Below are 20,783 nucleotides of genomic sequence, written 5' to 3' on the forward strand. Positions count from 1 at the left end.
CACCCCGCGGGTCGGTCGCTCAGAGCGGCTTGCGGAAGCCGCGCACCGCGAACACCCAGCCGACGACCGCGAGCCCCGCGCTGGTCACCAGCGCGCCCACCAGACCGCTCACCGGGTGCGCCAGGGCCAGCGCGCGGGCCGCGTCCACGGCGTGGGTCAGCGGGTTGACGTTCGCCACCGCCTGCAGCCACCCCGGCAGGCCGGACACCGGCACGTAAGCGCTGGAGGCGAACATCAGCGGGAACATCGCCAGGAAACCCACGGTCTGCATCAGTTCGGCGTTGCGCACCCAGGTCGCGATGGCGAGGAACACCCAGCCCAACCCCCAGCCGACCGCCAGCGACAACGCCAGCGCGACGGTCACGCCCGCCACCCCGCCGGCGGGGGAGAAACCGAAGATCGCCACCGCGAACAGCAGCATCAGCACCAGTTGCGCGGCCGTGCGGACCAGGTCGGACAGGCTGCGGGCGACCAGGACCGAGCCCAGCCGGATCGGCAGCGACCGGAAGCGCGCCAGCACGCCGTTCTTCATGTCGGTCACCAGGCCGACCCCGGCCTGCAGCGCCGACTGCATGGCGGTGTTCACCAGGATCGCGGGCATCAGGTAGTCGATGTAGGCGACACCGGTGGGGAAGCCCGGGGTGTTCGCGATGCTGGCGAAGATCTGGCTGAACAGGGTCAGCATGATCAGCGGTTGCAGGACGCTGAAGACGATCATGCGCGGGTCGCTGACCAGGGTGCGCAGCGACCGCTGGGTCAGCACCAGGACCTGGGTGCCGAAGTCCGTGCCACGCCAGCGCGTGGCCGTGAGGGTGGTCATGGCTCTCCTAAGCGGCGTGCGCGAGGGTCAGGTAGACGTCGTCCAGGGTCGGTTCGGCCAGGGCCAGCTCGGTGGCTTCCAGGCCGACCTCGTCCAGCGCGCGGACCACCACGGCCAGCTCGCGGGAGGACGTGACGGGGGCGGTGAGGGTGGCGCCGGCCGCGACCGGCTGCATCCCGGCGCGTTCCAGGGCCTCCTGCGCCTTGGGCACGTCCGAGGCGTCGTCCAGGGTGACGGTGACGGTGCGGCGGCCGACCTGGGCCTTCAGCTCGGCGCTGGTGCCGGCCGCGACGACCTTGCCCTGCGCCAGCACGGTGATCCGGTCGGCGAGGCGGTCGGCCTCGTCCAGGTACTGGGTGGTCAGCAGGACGGTCGTGCCGTCGTCCACCAGGCGCTCCACGACCTCCCACAGGCCCAGGCGGCTCGCCGGGTCCAGGCCGGTGGTCGGCTCGTCCAGGAAGACCACCTCGGGGTGGCCGACCAGGCCGGCGGCGAGGTCGAGCCGGCGCCGCATGCCGCCCGAGTACGTGCGGGAGGGGCGCTTGGCGGCCTCGGTGAGGTCGAACAGCTCCAGCAGCTCACCGGCGCGCGCCTTGGCCTCCCTGGTGGACGCGCCGAGCAGGCGGGCGATGAGGACCAGGTTGTCCAGGCCGGACAGGCCCTCGTCCACGGAGGCGAACTGGCCGGTGAGCCCGATCCGGCTGCGGACTTGGTGGGCCTGGCGGACCACGTCGAAGCCGGCGACGCGAGCCTGGCCCGAGTCCGGCGGGAGCATGGTGGTGAGGACGTTGACCAGCGTGGTCTTGCCCGCGCCGTTGTGGCCGAGCAGGCCCAGGACGGTGCCCTTCGGGACGGAGATGCTCACCCCGTCCAGCGCTTTTTGCGCGCCGAACGCCTTGCCGACGTCGGTCGCCTCGATCATCGGGTCGTTCACCGGTCTCCCCTCAGTACGCCGTGCAGGAAAAGCTCCACGAGCTGGTCGGTGTCGGCGGCGGAGTCCCCGAACCCGTCGCCTTGCATGCGGTTGGTGAACACCAGGCCGAGCAGGAGGCGGGCGGCCAGCTCGGCGTCCACGCGCAGGTCCGCCGCGTCCGGCTCGAACAGCCGCGCCACGCCCTCGGAGATGCGCTGCATCTCGACCGGCGGGCCCTTCTGCTTCTGGTGGTCGGGGTGGTAGCCGGAGTCGCGCAGGACGCTCATCAGCTTCCACATCCGGTCGAGGTAGCCCGAGACGGCGCTGATGGCCCACGACAGCCGTACGGGGAGCGTGGCGGCCTGGCGGGCGTCGTCGAGCAGGGCCAGTTCGGCGTCCACGGCGAGGACGGACTGCACGCAGGTGGCGAGCAGTTCCTGCTTGTCCTTGAACGCGCGGAAGACGGTGCCCTCCGCGATGCCCGCGGCCTTGGCGATCTGGCTGGTGGTGACGTTCGCGCCGTGGTCGAACAGCAGCGGCACGGTGGCCGCGACGATCGCCTCCCGACGGTTCTCGGGGCTCATCGCGGGGGCGCGCCTGCGCTTTTGCGTCGTGTCCTCGGGCATGGTGCCGACTGTATGAGTGAGTCCTCACTCATGTCAACGAGTGAGTGCTCACTCATTCGCGGTTGTCCACAGGTCCCGAGTTGTCCACAGATCGCCGGCTCGTCCTTTCCGCCCTGCTCAGTGCCCGGAAACCTGGTCTCACGGAGATCGCTCCGGTTCGGTCCAGTTCGGTTCGGTTCGAGGAGGACGTCATGGCTTACAACGAGACGCGCGTCACGCTCACCGGTTCCGTGGCGAGCGAGGTGACGTGCACGAAGGTGGGGACGGGCTACAGCCGCGCCAACTTCCGCATGCTGACCCGCGAGCGCTTCTGGGACGTCGAGCGGAGGCTGTGGGTGGACGGCAACCACATGTTCCTGTCGGTGACGTGCTGGCGGGACTTGGCCGACAACGTCAAGGCGTCGCTGGCCAGGCACGACCCGGTGGTGGTCGCGGGCAAGTTGACGGTGAAGGAGCTGCCGGAGGGCGAGCGCTACCGCCAGTTCATCGACGTCGAGGCCTACGCGGTCGGCATAGACCTGACGAGGTGCTCCGCCGCCATCACCAAGCCCCAAGCCCCACCCGACACGTCCACCGCCGCCAAGCCGCCGGACCGCACACCGCCGGACCGCACACCGCCGCGCGGCAAGCGGCCCGCAAAGCCACCCGAACCCGACAACCCGGCCACCCCGCCGGCCGCCGACCCGCCGCCCGCCGCCGACCCGCCCGCCGCCACGGTGGCCGCTGGCCACTCGGCCGCCGGTCAAACCGCTGCCGCCGGCCAACCCGCTGCCGCCGACCGACCCGCTGCCGCCGACCCACCGGCCGCCAGTCCACCCGCCCCCACCCCGACTCCCACCCCCGCCGGCCAACCCACCGTGGCCTCACCGCGTAAGGAGAGCGAAGCCCTCCGAACCCGCTCCAAGACCCGCTCACCCCTCAAGGAGGTGGACAAGGTGCCCTTCTAACCCCACCCGTCCCACCACGTGGACACAGCGCGCGAATCCACCGCTAGTGGAGCAGTCGGCAGCCGGTGCGCGGTGACGCTCGGCAGCGGGTCCGCGCAACCGAAGCCGCGGCCTGAGCCGTTCGGGGCATGAATGGCCGAAACGGGTCCGGGCACCGGCCGAGGTTGCACAATGCCCGTCGAGTGTCGCCGTCACCGAGCTGTCGAGGAGGGAGGTCGTGGGGTCGGCGTCCGTCGGCGGGTCCCGTGCAGGCATGAGGGCTTGACACCGCACCGAGTTCGCGCATCAGGCCGGATCCGCTGGTCACAGCGCCGCACCTGAGTGGTCACCGCACGCTGTTACAGGTGTGGGTGACCCACGTTCGCGTTAACTCTGCGTTGTCGCACCCTTCGTTGCCGGCGTCCGAGGTACTTGCCCGATCGGCACCGCTCTACGATCGCGGGCATGGCCGAGTTCATCTACACCATGAAGAAGGTGCGCAAGGCGCACGGGGACAAGGTCATCCTCGATGACGTCACGATCATGTTCCTCCCCGGTGCGAAGATCGGCGTTGTCGGTCCGAACGGCGCCGGCAAGTCGAGCGTGCTGAAGATCATGGCCGGCCTGGACACACCGGGCAACGGCGAGGCGTACCTCTCGCCGGGCTACACGGTGGGCATCCTCCAGCAGGAGCCGCCGCTCAACGAGGAGAAGACCGTGCTCGGCAACGTCCAGGAAGGCCTGGGCGAGATCAAGGTGAAGCTGGACCGCTTCAACGAGATCGCCGAGAAGATGGCCGTCGACTACTCCGACGAGCTGATGGAGGAGATGGGTGCCCTCCAGGAGGAGTTGGACCACGCCAACGCGTGGGACCTCGACTCCCAGCTGGAGCAGGCGATGGACGCCCTGCGCTGCCCGCCGCCCGACGCCGACGTCAAGACCCTGTCCGGTGGCGAGCGCCGCCGCGTCGCCCTGTGCAAGCTGCTGCTCAGCAAGCCCGACCTGCTGCTGCTCGACGAGCCCACCAACCACCTGGACGCGGAGAGCGTCCTGTGGCTCGAACAGCACCTCGCCCAGTACTCCGGTGCCGTCCTGGCGGTCACCCACGACCGGTACTTCCTGGACAACCTCGCCGAGTGGATCCTGGAGCTGGACCGGGGCAAGGCACACCCCTACGAGGGCAACTACTCCACCTACCTGGAGAAGAAGGCCGAGCGCCTCGCCGTCCAGGGCAAGAAGGACCAGAAGCTCCAGAAGCGCCTGAAGGACGAGCTGGAGTGGGTCCGGTCCGGCGCCAAGGCGCGCCAGGCCAAGTCCAAGGCCCGCCTCGGCCGCTACGAGGAGATGGCCGCGGAGGCGGAGAAGACCCGCAAGCTCGACTTCGAGGAGATCCAGATCCCGCCGGGCCCGCGTCTGGGCAACGTCGTGGTCGAGGTGGACAACCTCAAGAAGGGCTTCGGCGACCGCGTGCTGATCGACGGCCTGTCGTTCAGCCTGCCGCGCAACGGCATCGTCGGCGTCATCGGTCCGAACGGCGTGGGCAAGACGACGCTGTTCAAGACCATCGTCGGCCTGGAGGAGCCCGACGCGGGCACGGTGAAGATCGGCGAGACGGTCAAGCTGTCCTACGTCGACCAGAACCGCGCCGGCATCGACCCGAAGAAGAACGTGTGGGAGGTCGTCTCCGGCGGCCTGGACTACATCCACGTCGGCAACGTCGAGATGCCGTCGCGGGCCTACGTCAGCGCGTTCGGCTTCAAGGGCCCGGACCAGCAGAAGCCCGCGGGCGTGCTGTCCGGCGGTGAGCGCAACCGGCTCAACCTGGCGCTCACGCTCAAGCAGGGCGGCAACCTGATCCTGCTCGACGAGCCGACGAACGACCTCGACGTCGAGACCCTCGGCTCGCTGGAGAACGCCCTGGAGCAGTTCCCCGGTTGCGCCGTGGTCATCTCCCACGACCGCTGGTTCCTCGACCGCGTCGCCACGCACATCCTCGCGTGGGAGGGCACGGACGAGAACCCGGCGCAGTGGTACTGGTTCGAGGGCAACTTCGAGGGCTACGAGAAGAACAAGGTGGAACGCCTGGGCGCGGAGGCGGCACGTCCGCACCGCGTCACGTACCGCAAGCTCACACGAGACTGAGCCGAGGTAGGGACGATCGTGGCGGCGAGGGGCGAAGCGCAGGCGGACGTCGAGGTGAGCACGCTGGTCGTGCCCGCCTGGCGGCTGCGTTGGCGGGCACCGGAGCTGGCTCTGGTGCTGGGCGAGCGCGCGGTGGCGCTCGCCTCCGCCCGCCGCGACGAGGTCGACCGGTTGCGCGCGGAGTCGTTGGTGGTGTTCGCGAGCAACCAGGTGGGCCGGAGCGTCAAGGTCGCCGACCGGGCGTTGGACGCCCTCAAGGCGGCCGAGGCGGAGTCGGAGCACGAGACGGCGTGGCGGCTGCGGGTCGAACTGGCCCACAGCGCCCGCGCCGTCGGCGCGCCGCTGACCGGGTTCGCCGCGGTCCGGCCGGTGCTGGAGGCCGAGGGCGTCCCCGACGCGCTGCGGGCCTCGGCGCTGGTCCAGGCGAGCGAGTGCCTGGTGTCGGTGGGGCGCGGTTCGGCGCTGACCCAGGCGCTGGAGGAGGCCGACCAGCTCTACACCGCCGACCCGGTGCTCGACCACGACGCGGCGTTGCTGCTGCGCGGTCTGCTCCGCGCGTCGGCGGCCGGTCAACACCGCCGCTGGGGTGACCTGGAGGCGGCGATCGCGGCGGCCCGCGAGGGGATCGAACTGCTCGACCAGCTGGGCGACGCCGAGGCCGACAGCGGTCAGGTGCGCGGCAGCCTGGTCGTGGAACTGGTCTGCGCGCTCATGGACGCCGACAAGCACGCCGACGCGTCCGAGGCGGGCACCCCGTTCCTCGAACGCCCGGTGCGCGCCCCGTCGGCCACGCCCGCGGGGTGGTTGCGGCTCGCGCTGGCGACCCGCGTGCACCTGCCGGCGGGCCGCGTCGACCAGGCGCGCGACCTGTTGCGCGAGGCAGCCGACAGCGCGGAACGCCACCAGTTGGACACCCTGCTGGCCGAGAGCCTGTTGGCGTTGGCGCACGTGCACGAGGTGTCCGGCGACCTGACCGAGGCGCTGGCGGACCTGCGTTCGGCGCACGCGGCGGAACGCAGGCGGGCCAGGTCCGTCTACGCGGTCCGCGCGCGGCTGGCCGCCGAGTTCTCCGGCGTGCACCGCCAGCCGTCCGGCCTGCACGACCAGTTGGCGGCCCTGCTGCGCCGGGAGGCCGCGCCGGGCGAACACCGGGAAGCGGCGCTGCCCCCGGAGGTCAAGCAGCAACTGCGGCAGTGGCGTCCCGTCCAGGTCCACCGCACCGAGGGCCTGCGCGTGAAGCGGGCCCGGCGGGCCGCCGAGGACATGACGGTGGAAGGCATCTCGGCGGCCAGGGCCCACGCCGCCGACCGCTGGCGCCTGGTCCAACCCTTCGGCGACCCGATGGAAGCCGAACCCAAGCCCGGCGGCCGCCGCCGAGCCCCGGAACCGGACACCAAGACCCCCGACACCACCACCCCGGCCGCCGCGACTCCGGAAGCCCCGACCGCGGCTGCCACCACCCCGGCCGCCCCAACCCCGGCTGCCCAGACCCCGGAAACCACCCAGGGCCGCCCGGAGCACACCAGCACGGCCGAAGCCCGCCCCCGCCCCCGCGGCGGCACGTACCTGGAACAGGCCTTCGCCCACCACGAACGGCCAACCCCACCCCTCTTCCCACCCCTGCCCCCGGCGCTACAGCCCCACCCCACACCCCCGCCGCAGACGCCGCCCGCGCAGCTCGCGCCGACTCCGGAGCAGGCGACCCCCGCACCACCGCCGCTGCCGCCCGCCGCTCAGCCCGCGCCCAGCCCGGAGTTCGCCGCACCGCAGCCTCCGCAGACGACGGTCCCGCCCGCGACCGCTGTGCCGCCCGCGACCGCTGTGCCGCCCGCGACCGCTGTGCCGGCTAGCGCTGTGCCCGCGCCGCCGGCGAACCCTGCGCCCGCGCCGCCGGTGAAGCCTGCGCCTGCCGCCGCTCCGACGCCTCCAGTCGCGCCGCCCACTCCGACCACCCCGACCACCCCGGTCGCCCCGCCTGCGCCCGCCACTCCCGCTTCTCCGGCTGCGCCTGCTGCGGCCCCCGAGGCCGAGAGCGCCCCGCAGTTCCCGCCGCCCGCTCCGCCCTTCCCGGGAACGTCCTTCCCGGCGACCCCTTTCGCCTCGACGCCCATCACGTCCGCGGCTTTCTCGGCGTCCGAGCCGCAAGCCCCGGCCTCCGCGCACGAAGTGTCCGAGAATGCGCCCTCGCCGAAACCCGAGCTTCCCGCGCAACCCGAAGCGGCGCGGGAAGGCAGTGGTGAGCGGACTGTTTCCGCTGCCGGTCTCATCGCCGCCGCCGGTGCGGTGCGCAGTGGGCGGCGGCGGGCGGCTCGGGAGGCCGCTGAAGGGGAGGAGCAGGCCGTCGTTCCGCAGGGGTCCGATGGCGGGAGCGTGCTGGAGACCCTGAAGGCCGCCGGGCTCTTGGACTCCCAGCGTGCCGGCGGCCGGCGGCGTGCGCCCGAGGTGGAGGAGTCCGGGCCGTCGGACGACGAGGTCCAGTGGCGGGTCGAGGCTCCCCAGCGGTTGCGGGAGGGGGGCGACGTGGACATGTTCGACTCGCCCGCCATGGTCAAGCCCTCCGAGCCGGACGAGGACCTCCCGCCGGTCGGGCTCGGAGCCGCGTTCATCAAGGGACCGGTCATCCCCACGGCGCGCGTGCCCGAGCCGCTGCCCGAGCCGGAGATCGGGACCTCCGACAGCTTCCTCGGGTTCGGCGATGTCGAGCCGGATGAGCCGACGCACACCGAGCCGACGCCGATCGAGGCGACGCTGACCGAGCCGGTGGAGAGCGTCCCTGCGGAAACGCCGGAAGCCGAGATGCCGGAAACCGAAGCGCCGGTGGCCGAAGTGCCGGTGGTGGCCGAGCCGGTCGTCGAGGACGAGCCTGAACCAGCGGCCGTCGCGGAACCGGTGTCCACGTCCGAGCCCGAAGCGGTCGAGGAAGCACCGGCGGCAGGGCCGGACGGGGAGCCGTTCGTGCGCACGGTGGTCGTCGGCGGGCGGACCATCGACCTCACCGACGGGTCGCCCAGTGCCACGCGCGCCTCGCGCCGGCCCAAGAGCGACCTCAGCCTCGCCGAACTGCTCGCCGAAGCCCTCGTCGCCTACGAGGCCGGCCGCCGCGAGGACGAAGCCGCCCAAGCCCAGCACCAGCACAGCCACGAGGACAGCGCCGAGAGCACGGTCCCGATCACGCCGGTGGCCCCTCCGGTCACCGACAGCGAGACGACCGCGCCCATCGAGCGGGTCACCGCGGAACCGCCCCGGTGGACGTTGCCCGAAAGCTGACAAAAGGCAATTGAGGTTTTATTGAGGTTTCCCGCGGGTAACTTCCGCGGGACGCCGAAAATAGTCCGTGCGGACCGACTTTTCCACTTGACCGCAAGTGGCTCGATTCAGTGTCCAGGGTTGCTCCGACAGGGCGGAGCGAGTCTGGTTAAGTGGTGCGCGGACCCGGCACACAGAGGTGCCGGATAGCGTGGAGTCGCCTGAACATGACCTCGACTGGAGTCCCGTCCCGATCGGACCTCCCCACTCGCCACGACGCCGGTGCCGGCCGCACCCAGGCCAGTCCCGAACAAGCGCGTGACGAATTGATCGAACGGGCCGCCGCCGGCGCCCCCGAACTCGCCGACCTGATCCGGCTGTACTACCGCCACGTGCCCGCCGAGGAAGTCAACGACGACGACCCGGTGGACCTGGTCGGCGCGGTGCGCTCGAACTACCAGCTCGCCGAGACCCGCGTGCCGGGTCGCCCGGTGGTGCGCATCCTCAACCCCACCCGCGCCCACGACGGCTGGACGTGCCCCGCGACCGTGGTGCAGGTCGTCACCGACGACATGCCGTACCTGGTCGACTCGGTGGCCTCCGAGCTGACCCGCGGCGGCGTGCAGGTGCAGCGGGTGGTGCACCCGATCGTGGTGGTCCGCCGCGACCCGGTGACCGGCGCGCTCAACGAGGTCCTGCCCACCGCCGACCCGGCCGACCCGCCGGGCGACGCGATGGCCGAGTCGTGGATGTACATCGAGGTGGACCTGCTCACCGACCCGGACCGGGCCCGTGAGCTGGAGACCAAGCTGCACACCGTCCTCAACGACGTCCGCGAGGTCGTCGAGGACACCAAGAAGATGACCGACACGGCGCTCCACCTGGCCGACCAGCTCCAGGCCAGCCCGCCGCCCTTGAACAGCGAAGAGGTGGACGACGGCGCGCGCCTGCTGCGCTGGCTGGCCGCCGACCACTTCACCTTCCTGGGCTACCGCCAGTACGAGCTGGTCCGCGACGACCCGTCGACCGGCGGCGAACCCGCCCTCCGCGCGGTCCTGGCCAGCGGGCTGGGCGTCCTCAGACAGGACAGCCTCGCGGCGCGCAGCCTGACCGCGGGTCCCGACGCGGGCGCGCAGGCCCTCTCGCCCGAGCTGCTGGTGCTGACCCAGGCGAGCGCCCAGTCGAGCGTCCACCGGTCGGTCTACCCGTACTACGTCGGTGTGAAGACGTTCGACGCGGACGGCAACGTCACCGGCGAGCACCGGTTCCTCGGCGTGTTCTCCACGACCGCCCTGCACGAGGACGTCCTGGACATCCCGGCCATCGAGCGCCGGGTCCGCGACGTCATCCACCGCGCCGGCTTCCCGCTGCACTCCTACTCGGGGCAGCGGATGCTGGAGGTGATCCAGAACTACCCGCGCACCGAGCTGTTCTCGGTCGACACGGACACGCTCTACCAGACCGTCACCGGCGTCATCGCGCTCGCCGAACGCCGCCGCCTGCGGCTGTTCCTGCGCCGCGACCCGTACGGCCGCTTCTACTCGTGCCTGGTGTACCTGCCGCGCGACCGCTACACCACGACCTCCCGCCTGGCCATGCAGGAGGTGCTGATCGCCGAACTCGGCGGCGTCAACCTGGAGTACAGCGCCCGCGTCGGCGAGTCCGCGCTGGCCCGCGTGCACTTCATGGTGCACACCGACCCGAACCGCCAGGTCGAGCCGGACACCGGCTACATCCAGAACCTGCTCGCCGAGGCGGTCCGCTCGTGGGACGACCGCATGGTCGAGGCGGTGCTGGAGGCGCAGGGCGACGGCCTGGGCGCGGAGTCGGCCTCCGAGCAGGGCCTGCGGTTCGCCGCCGCGTTCCCCGAGGCCTACAAGGAGGACTTCACCGCCGCCGAGGGCCTGGAGGACTTCCGGCGCATCGAGGCGCTGGGCCGCGGCGACCTGGACATGCAGTTCTACGTGCCGCGCGACGCCGAGCCGGGGGAGCGGCGGTTCAAGCTGTTCCTCGCCGGCGCCCGGATCACGCTGTCGGACGTGCTGCCGATGCTCCAGCGCATGGGCGTGGTCGTCGCCGACGAGCGCCCGTACGAGCTGGTCCGCGAGGACGGCACGGAGTGCTGGATCTACGACTTCGGCCTGCGCATCGACCAGGTGACCCTCGACCGGCTGTCCCAGGAGGACCTGGAGTCGGTCCGCACCCGCTTCCAGGACGCGTTCGCCGCCGCGTGGCGCGGTGAGGCGGAGGTCGACGGCTTCAACACCCTCGTCCTCAAGGGCGGCCTGACCTGGCAGCAGGCCGCGATGCTGCGCGCCTACGCCAAGTACCTGCGCCAGGCGGGCGTCGCCTACAGCCAGGACTACATCGAGGACGCCGTCCTGGGCCACACCGAGGTCGCCACGGCCCTGGTGCGGCTGTTCGAGGCCCGGTTCACGCCGACCCTGGACGACGCCCACCGCGCGTCGCGCACCGAAGCCCTGGTCGCCGACATCACGGCCATGATCGACGACGTGACCAGCCTGGACGCGGACCGCATCCTGCGCAGCCTGCTCACGCTGGTGCAGGCGACGTTGCGCACCAACTACTTCGTGCGCGACGCCGACGGCAACCCCCGCCCGTACCTGGCGGTCAAGCTCGACCCGCGCGCCATCCCGGACCTGCCGCAGCCGCGGCCCCGGTTCGAGATCTTCGTGTACTCGCCGCGGATCGAGGGCGTGCACCTGCGGTTCGGCCCGGTCGCGCGCGGCGGGTTGCGCTGGTCCGACCGGCGCGAGGACTTCCGCACCGAGATCCTCGGCCTGGTCAAGGCGCAGGCGGTGAAGAACGCCGTGATCGTGCCGGTCGGCGCGAAGGGCGGCTTCGTGGTCAAGCGCCCGCCGGCCCCCACCGGCGACCCGGGCCTGGACCGCGAGGCGTTCATGGCCGAGGGCATCGCGTGCTACCGCATGTTCATCTCCGGCCTGCTGGACCTGACCGACAACCTCAGCTCGGGCACGGTCATCCCGGCCCCGCAGGTGGTCCGGCACGACGGCGACGACACCTACCTGGTGGTCGCGGCGGACAAGGGCACGGCGTCGTTCTCCGACATCGCCAACGAGGTGTCCCAGTCCTACGGCTTCTGGCTGGGCGACGCGTTCGCCTCCGGCGGCTCGGTCGGCTACGACCACAAGGCCATGGGCATCACCGCCAAGGGCGCGTGGGAGAGCGTGAAGCGGCACTTCCGCGAGCTGGGCGTGAACACCCAGGCCGAGGACTTCACGGTCGTCGGCGTCGGTGACATGTCCGGTGACGTGTTCGGCAACGGCATGCTGCTGTCCGAGCACATCCGCCTGGTGGCCGCGTTCGACCACCGGCACATCTTCATCGACCCCAACCCCGGCGCGGCCACCAGCTACGTCGAGCGCAAGCGGCTGTTCAACCTGCCGCGCTCCTCGTGGGACGACTACGACCGCTCGCTGATCAGCCCCGGCGGCGGCGTGTGGCCGCGCACCGCGAAGTCCATCCCGGTCAGCGAGCAGGCGCGCGAGGCGCTGGGCCTGCCCGAGGGCGTGGTGAAGCTGTCGCCGCAGGAGCTGATGAAGGCCATCCTGCTCGCCCCGGTGGACCTGCTGTGGAACGGCGGCATCGGCACCTACGTCAAGGCCGGCGCCGAGTCGCACGCCGAGGTCGGCGACAAGGCCAACGACGCCATCCGCGTCAACGGCGCCGACCTGCGGGTCAAGGTCATCGGCGAGGGCGGCAACCTGGGCCTGACCCAGCGCGGGCGCATCGAGTTCGCCCGCGCCGGCGGCAAGGTCAACACCGACGCCCTGGACAACTCGGCCGGCGTGGACTGCTCCGACCACGAGGTCAACATCAAGATCCTGCTCGACGAGCTGGTCCGCGAGGGCAAGCTCGACCAGCGGCAGCGCAACGAGCTGCTCGGCCAGATGACCGACGAGGTCGGCGAGCTGGTGCTGGCCGACAACTACTCGCAGAACCAGGTCCTGGGCGTGTCCCGGGCGCACGCCGCGCCGATGCTGTCGGTGCACGCGCGCCTGGTGGCCGACCTGGAGCAGCGCGGTCACCTGGACCGGGCGCTGGAGGCGCTGCCGTCGGCCGCCGAGTTCCGGGCGCTGGAGAAGGCCGGCGACGGCCTGACCTCGCCGGAGCTGGCGACGCTGCTCGCGCACGTCAAGCTCGCGCTCAAGGAGGAGGTGCTGGCCAGCGACCTGCCGACGATCGACGTGATCGCCCGCAGGCTGCCGGACTACTTCCCGACCGAGCTGCGCGAGCGGTTCGCCGACGCGATCGGCAGCCACCCGCTGGCCCGCGAGATCATCACGACCGTCCTGGTCAACGAGGTCGTGGACGGCGGCGGCGTGTCCTACGCGTTCCGGCTGGCCGAGGAGATCAGCGCGTCGGCGACCGACGCCGTGCGGGCCTACACGGTCGTCACGGCGATCTACGACCTGCCGTCGCTGTGGCGCGACATCCGCGCCCTGGACACCAGGATCGCCACCGACGTGCAGGACGACATGGTCCTGGAGAGCCGCCGCCTGCTCGACCGCGCGTCGCGGTGGCTGCTGACCAACCGCCCGCAGCCGCTGGCGGTCGGCTCGACCATCGCCCGGTTCGCCGGGGTCGTGGGCGAGCTGGCGCCCAAGACCCTGGACCTGTTGCAGGGCCGGGAGAAGGAGTCGGTGCTCGCGCACGTCGAGCGCCTGACGACGGCCGGCGTGCCGGAGGACCTGGCCCGCCGGGTCGCGGTGCTGCTGTTCACCTACGGCCTGCTGGACGTGACCGAGGTGGCGGAACTGGCCGAGCGCGAGGGCGAGGGCCACGGCGTGGGCCAGGAGCGCTCGCACCTGGAGACCGCGGAGCTGTACTTCGCGCTGTCCGAGCACCTGGACGTGGACCGGATGCTCAGCTCGGTGAGCGGCCTGGAACGCGGCAACCGCTGGCACGCCCTGGCGCGGCTGGCCCTGCGCGACGACTTCTACTCGTCCCTGCGGTCGATCACCATCGACGTGCTGCGCTCCAGCGAGCCGGGCGACACCCCGGCGGAGAAGATCGCGACGTGGGAGCAGGCCAACACCTCGCGCCTGGCCCGCGCCCGCGCGGCCCTGGAGGAGATCAACCGGGCGAGCCGCCTGGACCTGGCCACCCTCTCGGTGGCCGCCCGCCAGGTCCGCAGCATGATCCGCTAGGCACGGGCTGAAGGCCGGGGTTCCCGCGCGGAACCCCGGCCTTCAGCGTGTTCAGGCGAAGAGGACCGACCTGAACAGGGTCTTGTCCGAGCCCCTGCCGACCTTGGCGGCCAGCTCGAAGGAGTCGGTCCCCACGCAGCCGGAGGCCTTGAACCCGATGGCCCTGACATTGGTCTGGTTGCGGGGGCGGAACGCGTGCGCGTCGGGCGTGTTGGCGACTTCGGGGACCTCGATGCACACCGGCGCGTTGTCCGGATCGATCAGCTCGGCCTTCCGCGTCTCGCCGGCCGCGTCGGTGTACCGGTAGCTGAACTCGCCCTCGGCCGCGGACGCGGTCCCGGCGATCGTGAGGACCAGTGCGACAGCACTGGCTGTGGAGACCAACGTGGTGCGCAGGCGCATCGGACCGGATCCTTTCAACGGGGGATGCTCACGCCAACGTCCCTGGTCACAGCGGTCTCCGCGCGCCGGTCCACCCGACCGTGCGACGCCGTGTCATCTGCCCGGGTGAGCGTCTCCGCGCTAGGGCCGCCAGGTGTCGTTCAGCGTCGCGGGTGCGGTCGCCGTGCGGTTCGCGCCGCTCTCCCACGTCACCGCGCCGGACGAGTCCTTGCGGATGTACTTGTACTGGAACGCCGTCCCGGCCGGCACCGCCACCGAGCCCCGCCACACCGGGTAGGACGCCGACGACAGCGCCACCGCGTTCGCCGTGTTCCACGCCCCCAGCGACGGGTGGTCGCCGACCACGAAGATGTTCTGCCCCAACGACGTCGTGGCGTTCACCGCGAACGACGTGCCCGACGCCGACGACGTCGCGCCGACGTGCAGCGCCAACGCCGCACCCGCGCCCACGGTGGCCGTGAAGCGGCCGGCCGAGTCCACGGTCACCGGTGAGCACCCGGACTTCTGCACGTCGCAGTACGTGCCGGCGGGCAGCGAGGTCTGGAAGGTCCGCGTCAACGCCGACGTCTCCCGGTTCACCACCACGTACCCGCGCGTCCCGCGCCCGAACGCGATGGCGTCCGCCCCGTTGTCCCACCAGTTCACCACCGACGTCCCGGCGACGGTGTTGCGGAACTTCACCATGTTCGCGATCTGCGCCCACCGGTGCTGGCACTTCCAGCCCACGTAGCACTCCGAACCACCGGGCGGGCCGGCGTCGTGGTCGGTGAACTCGTAGCCCGAGTACACGTTCGGGGCACCGTAGGGCCACGCCAGCATGAACACGTTCGCCAGCGTGTAGGTCGAGCCGTCCTTGTACGTCAGCGTCGAGCCGTTGCGCTCGGTGTCCCAGTTGTCCACGAACGACCGCGCCTGCCCCGACGGCAGGTAGCCCCACGCCTGCCCGAAGTTGCTCAGGTAGGCCAGGTTCTCGTTCTGGAACACCCGCTTGAGGTCGTAGGCGTAGCGGAACTCGTCCACGTCGCCCGACCCGGTGTACTCGCCGGGCTGCACGGCCTCGCCCGTGCCGTAGATCACCTCGTGCACCCAGAAGATCCCGGGGTTGGTCAGCTTGCCCTTGATCGCGGCCAGGTCGGCGGCGGCCATGTGCTTCGCCGCGTCCACGCGGAAACCGTCCACGCCCATCGCGATCAGCCGGTTCAGGTACGCGGCGATGGTGTTGCGCACGTACTCGCTGCCCGTGTTCAGGTCGGACAGCCCGACCAGCTCGCAGTTCTGCACGTTGTCGCGGTTGCGGTAGTCGGTGATGTGGGCCCGGCAGGAGTGGAAGTCCCAGTCGCTGTAGTAGCCGGGGTAGTTGTACTTCGAGTACGACGAGCCGCCGGTCCCGACGCCGGACCCGGCGCTCATGTGGTTGATCACCGCGTCCGCGATGACCTTCACGCCCGCCGCGTGGCAGGTGTTGACCATGTCGCGGAACGCGGCCTCGTCCCCGAGCCGGCCCGCGATCCGGTAGCTGACCGGTTGGTAGGAGGTCCACCACTGGTGGCCCTGGATGTGCTCGGTGGCGGGCGACACCTCGACGAACCCGTACCCGGCGGGGCCCAGGGTGGACGTGCACTCGGCCGCCACCCGGTGGAACGGCCACTGGAACAGGGTCGCGGTGACGTCCTTCGGACCCGGCGGTGTTGCAAAACTTTGCGGAACGACCAGCAGGCTGAACAGCACGGCCGCGCACAGCAGGAAGGCGCGTTTGACTGAGGAAACCACGTTGTCTCCTTCGGCAGGGATGTGCTCTAGGTCATACCATCTGCGGGACTTGCTGAAAACACTTGCAAAGTATTTCATCGGTCCCGCCACTCCCGGAGGAAGGACGGAACCCATGAGCCAGGACTGGTGGCGCGAGGCCGTGATCTACCAGGTCTACGTGCGCAGCTTCGCCGACTCGAACGGCGACGGCGTCGGTGACCTGCCCGGCATCCGCTCCCGCCTCCCGTACCTCGCCGACCTCGGCGTGGACGCGGTGTGGATCACCCCGTTCTACTCCTCGCCACAGGCCGACGGCGGGTACGACGTCGCCGACTACCGCGCGGTGGACCCCATGTTCGGCGACATCGAGGACGCCCGCGCCCTCATCGCCGACGCGCACGACCTCGGCATCCGGGTCATCGTGGACCTCGTCCCGAACCACACCAGCAGCGAGCACGAGTGGTTCAAGCAGGCCCTCGCCGCCGCGCCCGGCTCCCCGGAGCGCGCCCGCTACCACTTCCGCGACGGCGACGGCGACCAGCCGCCCAACGACTGGGAGTCCATCTTCGGCGGCCCCGCCTGGACCCGCGTCCCCGACGGCCAGTGGTACCTGCACCTGTTCGCCCCCGAGCAGCCCGACCTGAACTGGGAGCGCCCGGAGGTCCGCGAGGAGTTCCTGGACGTCCTGCGCTTCTGGTTGGACCTGGGCGTGGACGGCTTCCGCATCGACGTGGCGCACGGTCTGGTCAAGGCCGACGGCCTGCCCGACGTGGGCCGCACCGAGCAGCTCAAGCTCCTGGGCACCGAGGCGCTGCCGTTCTTCGACCAGGACGGCGTCCACGAGATCTACCGCGACTGGCGCAAGGTCCTCGACTCCTACCCGGGCGTCCGGGTGGGCGTGGCCGAGGCGTGGACGCCCAGCCCCGAGCGCACCGCCCGCTACCTGCGCGCGGACGAGCTGCACCAGGCGTTCAACTTCCACTACCTGACCGCCGAGTGGGACGCCGCGGCGCTGCGGACCGTCATCGACGAGTCCCTGGCCGCGATGGCCCCGGTGCAGGCCCCGACCACGTGGGTGCTGTCCAACCACGACGTGCAGCGCCACGTCACCCGCTACGGCAGCCTGGCCCGCGCCCGCGCCGCCGCGCTGCTCATGCTGGCCCTGCCCGGCTCGGCCTACGTCTACCAGGGCGAGGAGCTCGGCCTGCCCGAGGTGCTGGACCTGCCCGAGGAGGTCCTGCAGGACCCGGTGTGGGAGCGCTCGGGCCACACCGACCGGGGCCGCGACGGCTGCCGCGTCCCGATCCCGTGGACCACCGACGGCCCGTCCTACGGCTTCGGCGACGGCGGCTCGTGGCTGCCGCAGCCCGACACCTGGGGCGCGCTGAGCGTCGCCGCCCAGCAGGAGGACCGGTCCTCGACCCTGCACCTGTACCGGGACGCCCTGCGCATCCGCCGCGACCACCCCGCGCTGGGCCAGGGCACGGACGTCGAGTGGCTGGACACCCCGGCCGGCGTCCTCGCCTTCCGCCGCCGCGGTTTCACCTGCGTGGTGAACCTGGGCGCGGAGGAGGTCGAGGTGCCCTTCGCCGGCGAGGTCCTGCTCGCCTCGGGCGACCACCGCACCACCGACACCACGCTGGTGGTGCCGTCTGACACGACGGTGTGGTGGCACCGGCCGTAGAGTCACCCGGTGTGACAGCGCGGCTCAGTGACATCGCGACCCAGGCAGGCGTGAGCGAGGCGACGGTCAGCCGGGTGGTCAACGGCAAGCCGGGCGTCTCGCCCGCCACCCGGCAGGCGGTCGTCGCCGCGATGGACGTGCTCGGCTACGAGCGCCCACCCCGCCTCCGGCAGCGCAGCGCCGGGTTGATCGGGCTCATCACACCCGAGCTGAACAACCCGATCTTCCCGGCGTTCGCCCAGGTCATCGAGCAGGTGCTCAGCCGCGACGGGTTCACCCCCGTCCTGTGCACCCAGACCCCGGGCGGCTCCACCGAGGACCAGTTGACCGAAATGCTGGTCGACCGGGGCGTCACCGGCATCGTCTTCGTCTCCGGCCTGCACGCCGACACCACCGCCGACACCGACCGCTACGTGAAGCTGGCCGGCCGCGGGGTGCCGTTCGTGATGGTCAACGGCTACACCGACCGCGTCAAGGCCCCGTTCGTCTCGGTGGACCACCGGGCCGCGGTCCGCCTCGCCGTGAGCCACCTGCAGGACCTGGGCCACGAGCGGATCGGCCTCGCGGTCGGCCCGTCGCGGTTCGTCCCGGCCCAGCGCATGGTCGAGGCCTTCACCCAGCTCGACCGCGACCCGGCGTGGGTGGAGCACTCGCTGTTCACCGTCGAGGGCGGCCAGGCGGCGGCGGACAAGCTCTACGACCGGGGCTGCACGGCCGTCGTGTGCGGCAGCGACCTGATGGCCTTCGGCGCGATCCGCGCGGCCCGCCGCCGGGACCTGCACGTGCCCGGCGACATCTCCGTGGTCGGCTTCGACGACTCCCCGCTCATCGTCTTCGCCGACCCGCCGCTGACCACGATCCGCCAGCCGGTGGAGGCGATGGGCCAGGCGGCCGTGCACGCGCTGCTGGAGGAGATCGGCGGCACCCCGGCCCCGCACGCGGAGTTCGTCTTCCAGCCGGAACTGGTGGTCCGGGGTTCCACCGGGGCCAGGCGATGACCGTTCTGGCGCAACGCATGCGCGCCCAACGCCTGTCCGACCGGCCGAGCACCACCGACGAACTGCTGGACTCCGTCCTGGCCCTGCAGGCCCAGGACGTCAACGCCCTGCGGCTGGCCGCGCGAGCCAGGGGCGTCCACGACCTGACCGGCGACGTCGTCCGCACCTGGGCCATGCGCGGCACCCTGCACCTGCTCAGGAGGGACGACCTCTGGGTGCTGGGCCCGCTGTCCCCGGTCAACGTCCACCGCGGGAAGCGCCGGCGCGAGGAACTCGGCCTCACCGACGACCTCTGCGCCCGAGCCCTCCCGGCCCTGCGCGAGGTCCTCACCGATCCCCTGCCCCGGCAGGACGTCGTCGCCCGCCTGGCCGAGGTCGGCATCACCCTCGACCCGAAGTCCCAGGCACCGGCCCACTTGATGGCCTACGCGGCGGCCAACGGCGTCCTGTACCGGACCCTGGACGACCGGTACGCACTCCTGACGGACATCCCGGAACCCGGCACGGTGGAACAGTTGTGGCGGCGCTACCGACGCGCCTACGGCCCGGCCACGGTGGCCGACTTCGCGGCGTGGAGCGGCCTGCCCAAGTCTCAGCTCCGCGACCTGCCCGAGATCGAGGACGAACCGGCCACCCCCACCGGCACCACCCGCATGCTCGGCCACTTCGACACGTACCTGTTGGGCTACAAGGACCGCAGCCTCGCCCTGGACCCGGCGCACGCGAGCCGGATCCAGACCGGCGGCGGCGTCCTGACCCCGCACGTGGTCGTGGACGGCCGCGTGGTGGCGACGTGGCGGCGCACCGGAACCGGTTTCGAGGTCGACGCCTTCGGCCCGCGCCCGGACCTGGACCGGGAGATCGCGGACCTCAGCCGGTTCCTGGGCGTGGACGGCGCTCCAACCTGGGCTTAGCGGTCGGATAGGGTCACGTGGATCCGTCCGACATGGGAGGCGCGTTCAAGTTGGGTGTGTTCGTCACGGGAGTGCGTCCGAGGTGGTCGGACATGGACGCGTACGGCCACGTCAACCACGCCAACACGGTGACCCTGCTGGAAGAGGCGCGGATAGACCTCCTGTTCACCGAGGCGGCGCGGCACGGCGTGCCGGACATGGCCGAGGGCGTGGTGGTGGCCCGCCTGGTGGTCGACTACCTGGCCCCGCTGGTGTTCACCGGTGACGAGATCGTGGTGGAGATGTCGGTCCGGGAATTGAAGTCCGCGTCCTTCACGTTGGACTACACCGTACGCAACGGGCGCCGGGAGGGGAGCCCGGTGGTCGCGACCGCCGAGACCCTGATGGTGCCCTACAACCTCACGGCCGGACGCCCGCGCCGTCTATCAGAAGCCGAACGCGACTTCCTCGCGGGCTGGCGTGCCGGAGGCAACGGTGCCTGAACTGGTCCTGGCCGACCCGTCCGAGCGAGACGACCTGGGCGCGTTCGTGGCCCGAGCGGTCCGCCTGGACGCGACCACCGTCGTCCGCCTGCGCAACCGCCCGTCCGGCGACCTCCTGGACGCCTGGGTGGCGACCCCGTTCGACACCCTGGCCACCCGCACGGTCGCCGGCCGCATCACCCCCGGCGACGTCACGGTGTCCGGCACGGACCTGCTGACGGGCCTGGCGGTCGTGCGCAGCGAAACCATCGACCCGGGCGCACCGAAGGACCTGCTGTGGCGCTCGGCCCTGCCCCCGGCCGAGGGCTGGCAACAGGTGGACCGCCTGCCGGGCAACGTGGTGTCGGACCTGGCCGAACAGGGCGTGGCGGTAGCCCGCGAGAACACCGGACCGCACGGGACGCCACCGGCGTCGTTGCTGGACCAGACGGTGCTGACGGTCAGCGGGTCGGGGTTGGACGTGAAGGTGCCGCTGCGGTGCCTGTTCGCGTTGTCGGGGATGGGTTTCCTGGGCGGCGACGACGTGCGGGTCACGGCAACGGACTCGTGGCTGCGCATCGATGCCCGTTTCGGCGCGGTAGTCCGCCGCCGCCACTCCATGCTCCCGCTCCTGGTCTGACCCTGGCTCCTCGGTCTGACCCCCGCGCCGCTCCGCCCTTTCGCGCGAAGCGCGCCCCGCCGCGCAGCGG

General features: G+C 71.6%; 14 protein-coding genes. 9 read left to right on the top strand and 5 right to left on the bottom strand.

Annotated features, from left to right (window positions below; all coding sequences use genetic code 11):
- Positions 1-19 precede the first annotated feature (19 nt).
- The 3 genes from AB0A74_RS04835 to AB0A74_RS04845 are packed head-to-tail and all read right to left on the bottom strand — an operon-like array spanning position 20 to position 2,359.
- On the bottom strand, positions 20-820 hold the full coding sequence (locus tag AB0A74_RS04835; protein WP_358247546.1) for an ABC transporter permease: 801 nt from the start codon (positions 818-820) through the stop codon (positions 20-22).
- 7 nt (positions 821-827) lie between these two features.
- Positions 828-1,754, bottom strand: a complete 927-nt coding sequence (locus AB0A74_RS04840) for an ATP-binding cassette domain-containing protein (RefSeq protein ID WP_358247547.1) — start codon at positions 1,752-1,754, stop codon at positions 828-830.
- Positions 1,751-2,359 carry a TetR/AcrR family transcriptional regulator gene (locus tag AB0A74_RS04845; RefSeq protein ID WP_358247548.1) on the bottom strand — a complete coding sequence of 203 codons (609 nt, stop codon included), beginning with the start codon at positions 2,357-2,359 and terminating at the stop codon, positions 1,751-1,753. Before AB0A74_RS04845 ends, AB0A74_RS04840 begins: the two co-directional genes overlap by 4 nt.
- A 191-nt stretch (positions 2,360-2,550) precedes the next feature.
- Here AB0A74_RS04845 and AB0A74_RS04850 point away from each other — a divergent pair, with 191 nt between their 5' ends.
- The 4 genes from AB0A74_RS04850 to AB0A74_RS04865 all read left to right on the top strand — a co-directional run bounded on the left by AB0A74_RS04850 (position 2,551) and on the right by AB0A74_RS04865 (position 13,865).
- Positions 2,551-3,306 carry a single-stranded DNA-binding protein gene (locus AB0A74_RS04850; protein WP_358247549.1) on the top strand — a complete coding sequence of 252 codons (756 nt, stop codon included), beginning with the start codon at positions 2,551-2,553 and terminating at the stop codon, positions 3,304-3,306.
- Positions 3,307-3,750: 444 nt separating this feature from the next.
- The gene (gene ettA, locus AB0A74_RS04855) at positions 3,751-5,427 is read left to right on the top strand and encodes an energy-dependent translational throttle protein EttA (RefSeq protein WP_358247550.1); all 1,677 of its coding nucleotides are present in this window, start codon (positions 3,751-3,753) and stop codon (positions 5,425-5,427) included.
- Between the two features lie 18 nt (positions 5,428-5,445).
- Positions 5,446-8,694: a hypothetical protein gene (locus tag AB0A74_RS04860; RefSeq protein ID WP_358247551.1), complete on the top strand. Its 3,249-nt coding sequence runs from the start codon at positions 5,446-5,448 to the stop codon at positions 8,692-8,694.
- 206 nt (positions 8,695-8,900) lie between these two features.
- On the top strand, positions 8,901-13,865 hold the full coding sequence (locus AB0A74_RS04865) for an NAD-glutamate dehydrogenase (protein ID WP_358247552.1): 4,965 nt from the start codon (positions 8,901-8,903) through the stop codon (positions 13,863-13,865).
- A gap of 51 nt (positions 13,866-13,916) precedes the next feature.
- Here AB0A74_RS04865 and AB0A74_RS04870 read toward each other — a convergent pair whose 3' ends face one another.
- Both AB0A74_RS04870 and AB0A74_RS04875 read right to left on the bottom strand, forming a co-directional pair.
- Positions 13,917-14,267, bottom strand: a complete 351-nt coding sequence (locus tag AB0A74_RS04870; RefSeq protein ID WP_358247553.1) for a hypothetical protein — start codon at positions 14,265-14,267, stop codon at positions 13,917-13,919.
- A gap of 120 nt (positions 14,268-14,387) precedes the next feature.
- The gene (locus AB0A74_RS04875; RefSeq protein WP_358247554.1) at positions 14,388-16,037 is read right to left on the bottom strand and encodes a carbohydrate-binding module family 20 domain-containing protein; all 1,650 of its coding nucleotides are present in this window, start codon (positions 16,035-16,037) and stop codon (positions 14,388-14,390) included.
- A gap of 112 nt (positions 16,038-16,149) precedes the next feature.
- Here AB0A74_RS04875 and AB0A74_RS04880 point away from each other — a divergent pair, with 112 nt between their 5' ends.
- From AB0A74_RS04880 to AB0A74_RS04900, 5 genes are read left to right on the top strand one after another with little or no spacing between them, the layout of a single operon-like run.
- Positions 16,150-17,700 carry a glycoside hydrolase family 13 protein gene (locus AB0A74_RS04880; protein ID WP_358247555.1) on the top strand — a complete coding sequence of 517 codons (1,551 nt, stop codon included), beginning with the start codon at positions 16,150-16,152 and terminating at the stop codon, positions 17,698-17,700.
- Between the two features lie 11 nt (positions 17,701-17,711).
- Positions 17,712-18,698 carry a LacI family DNA-binding transcriptional regulator gene (locus tag AB0A74_RS04885; protein WP_358247556.1) on the top strand — a complete coding sequence of 329 codons (987 nt, stop codon included), beginning with the start codon at positions 17,712-17,714 and terminating at the stop codon, positions 18,696-18,698.
- Positions 18,695-19,612, top strand: a complete 918-nt coding sequence (locus AB0A74_RS04890) for a crosslink repair DNA glycosylase YcaQ family protein (RefSeq protein WP_358247557.1) — start codon at positions 18,695-18,697, stop codon at positions 19,610-19,612. Before AB0A74_RS04885 ends, AB0A74_RS04890 begins: the two co-directional genes overlap by 4 nt.
- A gap of 50 nt (positions 19,613-19,662) precedes the next feature.
- On the top strand, positions 19,663-20,094 hold the full coding sequence (locus AB0A74_RS04895) for a thioesterase family protein (RefSeq protein ID WP_358247683.1): 432 nt from the start codon (positions 19,663-19,665) through the stop codon (positions 20,092-20,094).
- Positions 20,087-20,713: a hypothetical protein gene (locus AB0A74_RS04900; protein WP_358247558.1), complete on the top strand. Its 627-nt coding sequence runs from the start codon at positions 20,087-20,089 to the stop codon at positions 20,711-20,713. Before AB0A74_RS04895 ends, AB0A74_RS04900 begins: the two co-directional genes overlap by 8 nt.
- Positions 20,714-20,783 lie beyond the last annotated feature (70 nt).

Source organism: Saccharothrix sp. NPDC042600, assembly GCF_040647305.1.
Taxonomy (GTDB): Bacteria; Actinomycetota; Actinomycetes; order Mycobacteriales; family Pseudonocardiaceae; genus Actinosynnema; species Actinosynnema mutabilis.

Excerpts from the sequence above, each read along its gene's own strand:
- AB0A74_RS04835 (WP_358247546.1), bottom strand. The coding sequence starts at position 820 with ATGACCACCCTCACGGCCACGCGCTGGCGTGGCACGGACTTCGGCACC.
- ettA (WP_358247550.1), top strand. The coding sequence starts at position 3,751 with ATGGCCGAGTTCATCTACACCATGAAGAAGGTGCGCAAGGCGCACGGG.
- AB0A74_RS04845 (WP_358247548.1), bottom strand. The coding sequence starts at position 2,359 with ATGCCCGAGGACACGACGCAAAAGCGCAGGCGCGCCCCCGCGATGAGC.
- AB0A74_RS04890 (WP_358247557.1), top strand. The coding sequence starts at position 18,695 with ATGACCGTTCTGGCGCAACGCATGCGCGCCCAACGCCTGTCCGACCGG.
- AB0A74_RS04865 (WP_358247552.1), top strand. The coding sequence starts at position 8,901 with ATGACCTCGACTGGAGTCCCGTCCCGATCGGACCTCCCCACTCGCCAC.
- AB0A74_RS04870 (WP_358247553.1), bottom strand. The coding sequence starts at position 14,267 with ATGCGCCTGCGCACCACGTTGGTCTCCACAGCCAGTGCTGTCGCACTG.
- AB0A74_RS04880 (WP_358247555.1), top strand. The coding sequence starts at position 16,150 with ATGAGCCAGGACTGGTGGCGCGAGGCCGTGATCTACCAGGTCTACGTG.
- AB0A74_RS04850 (WP_358247549.1), top strand. The coding sequence starts at position 2,551 with ATGGCTTACAACGAGACGCGCGTCACGCTCACCGGTTCCGTGGCGAGC.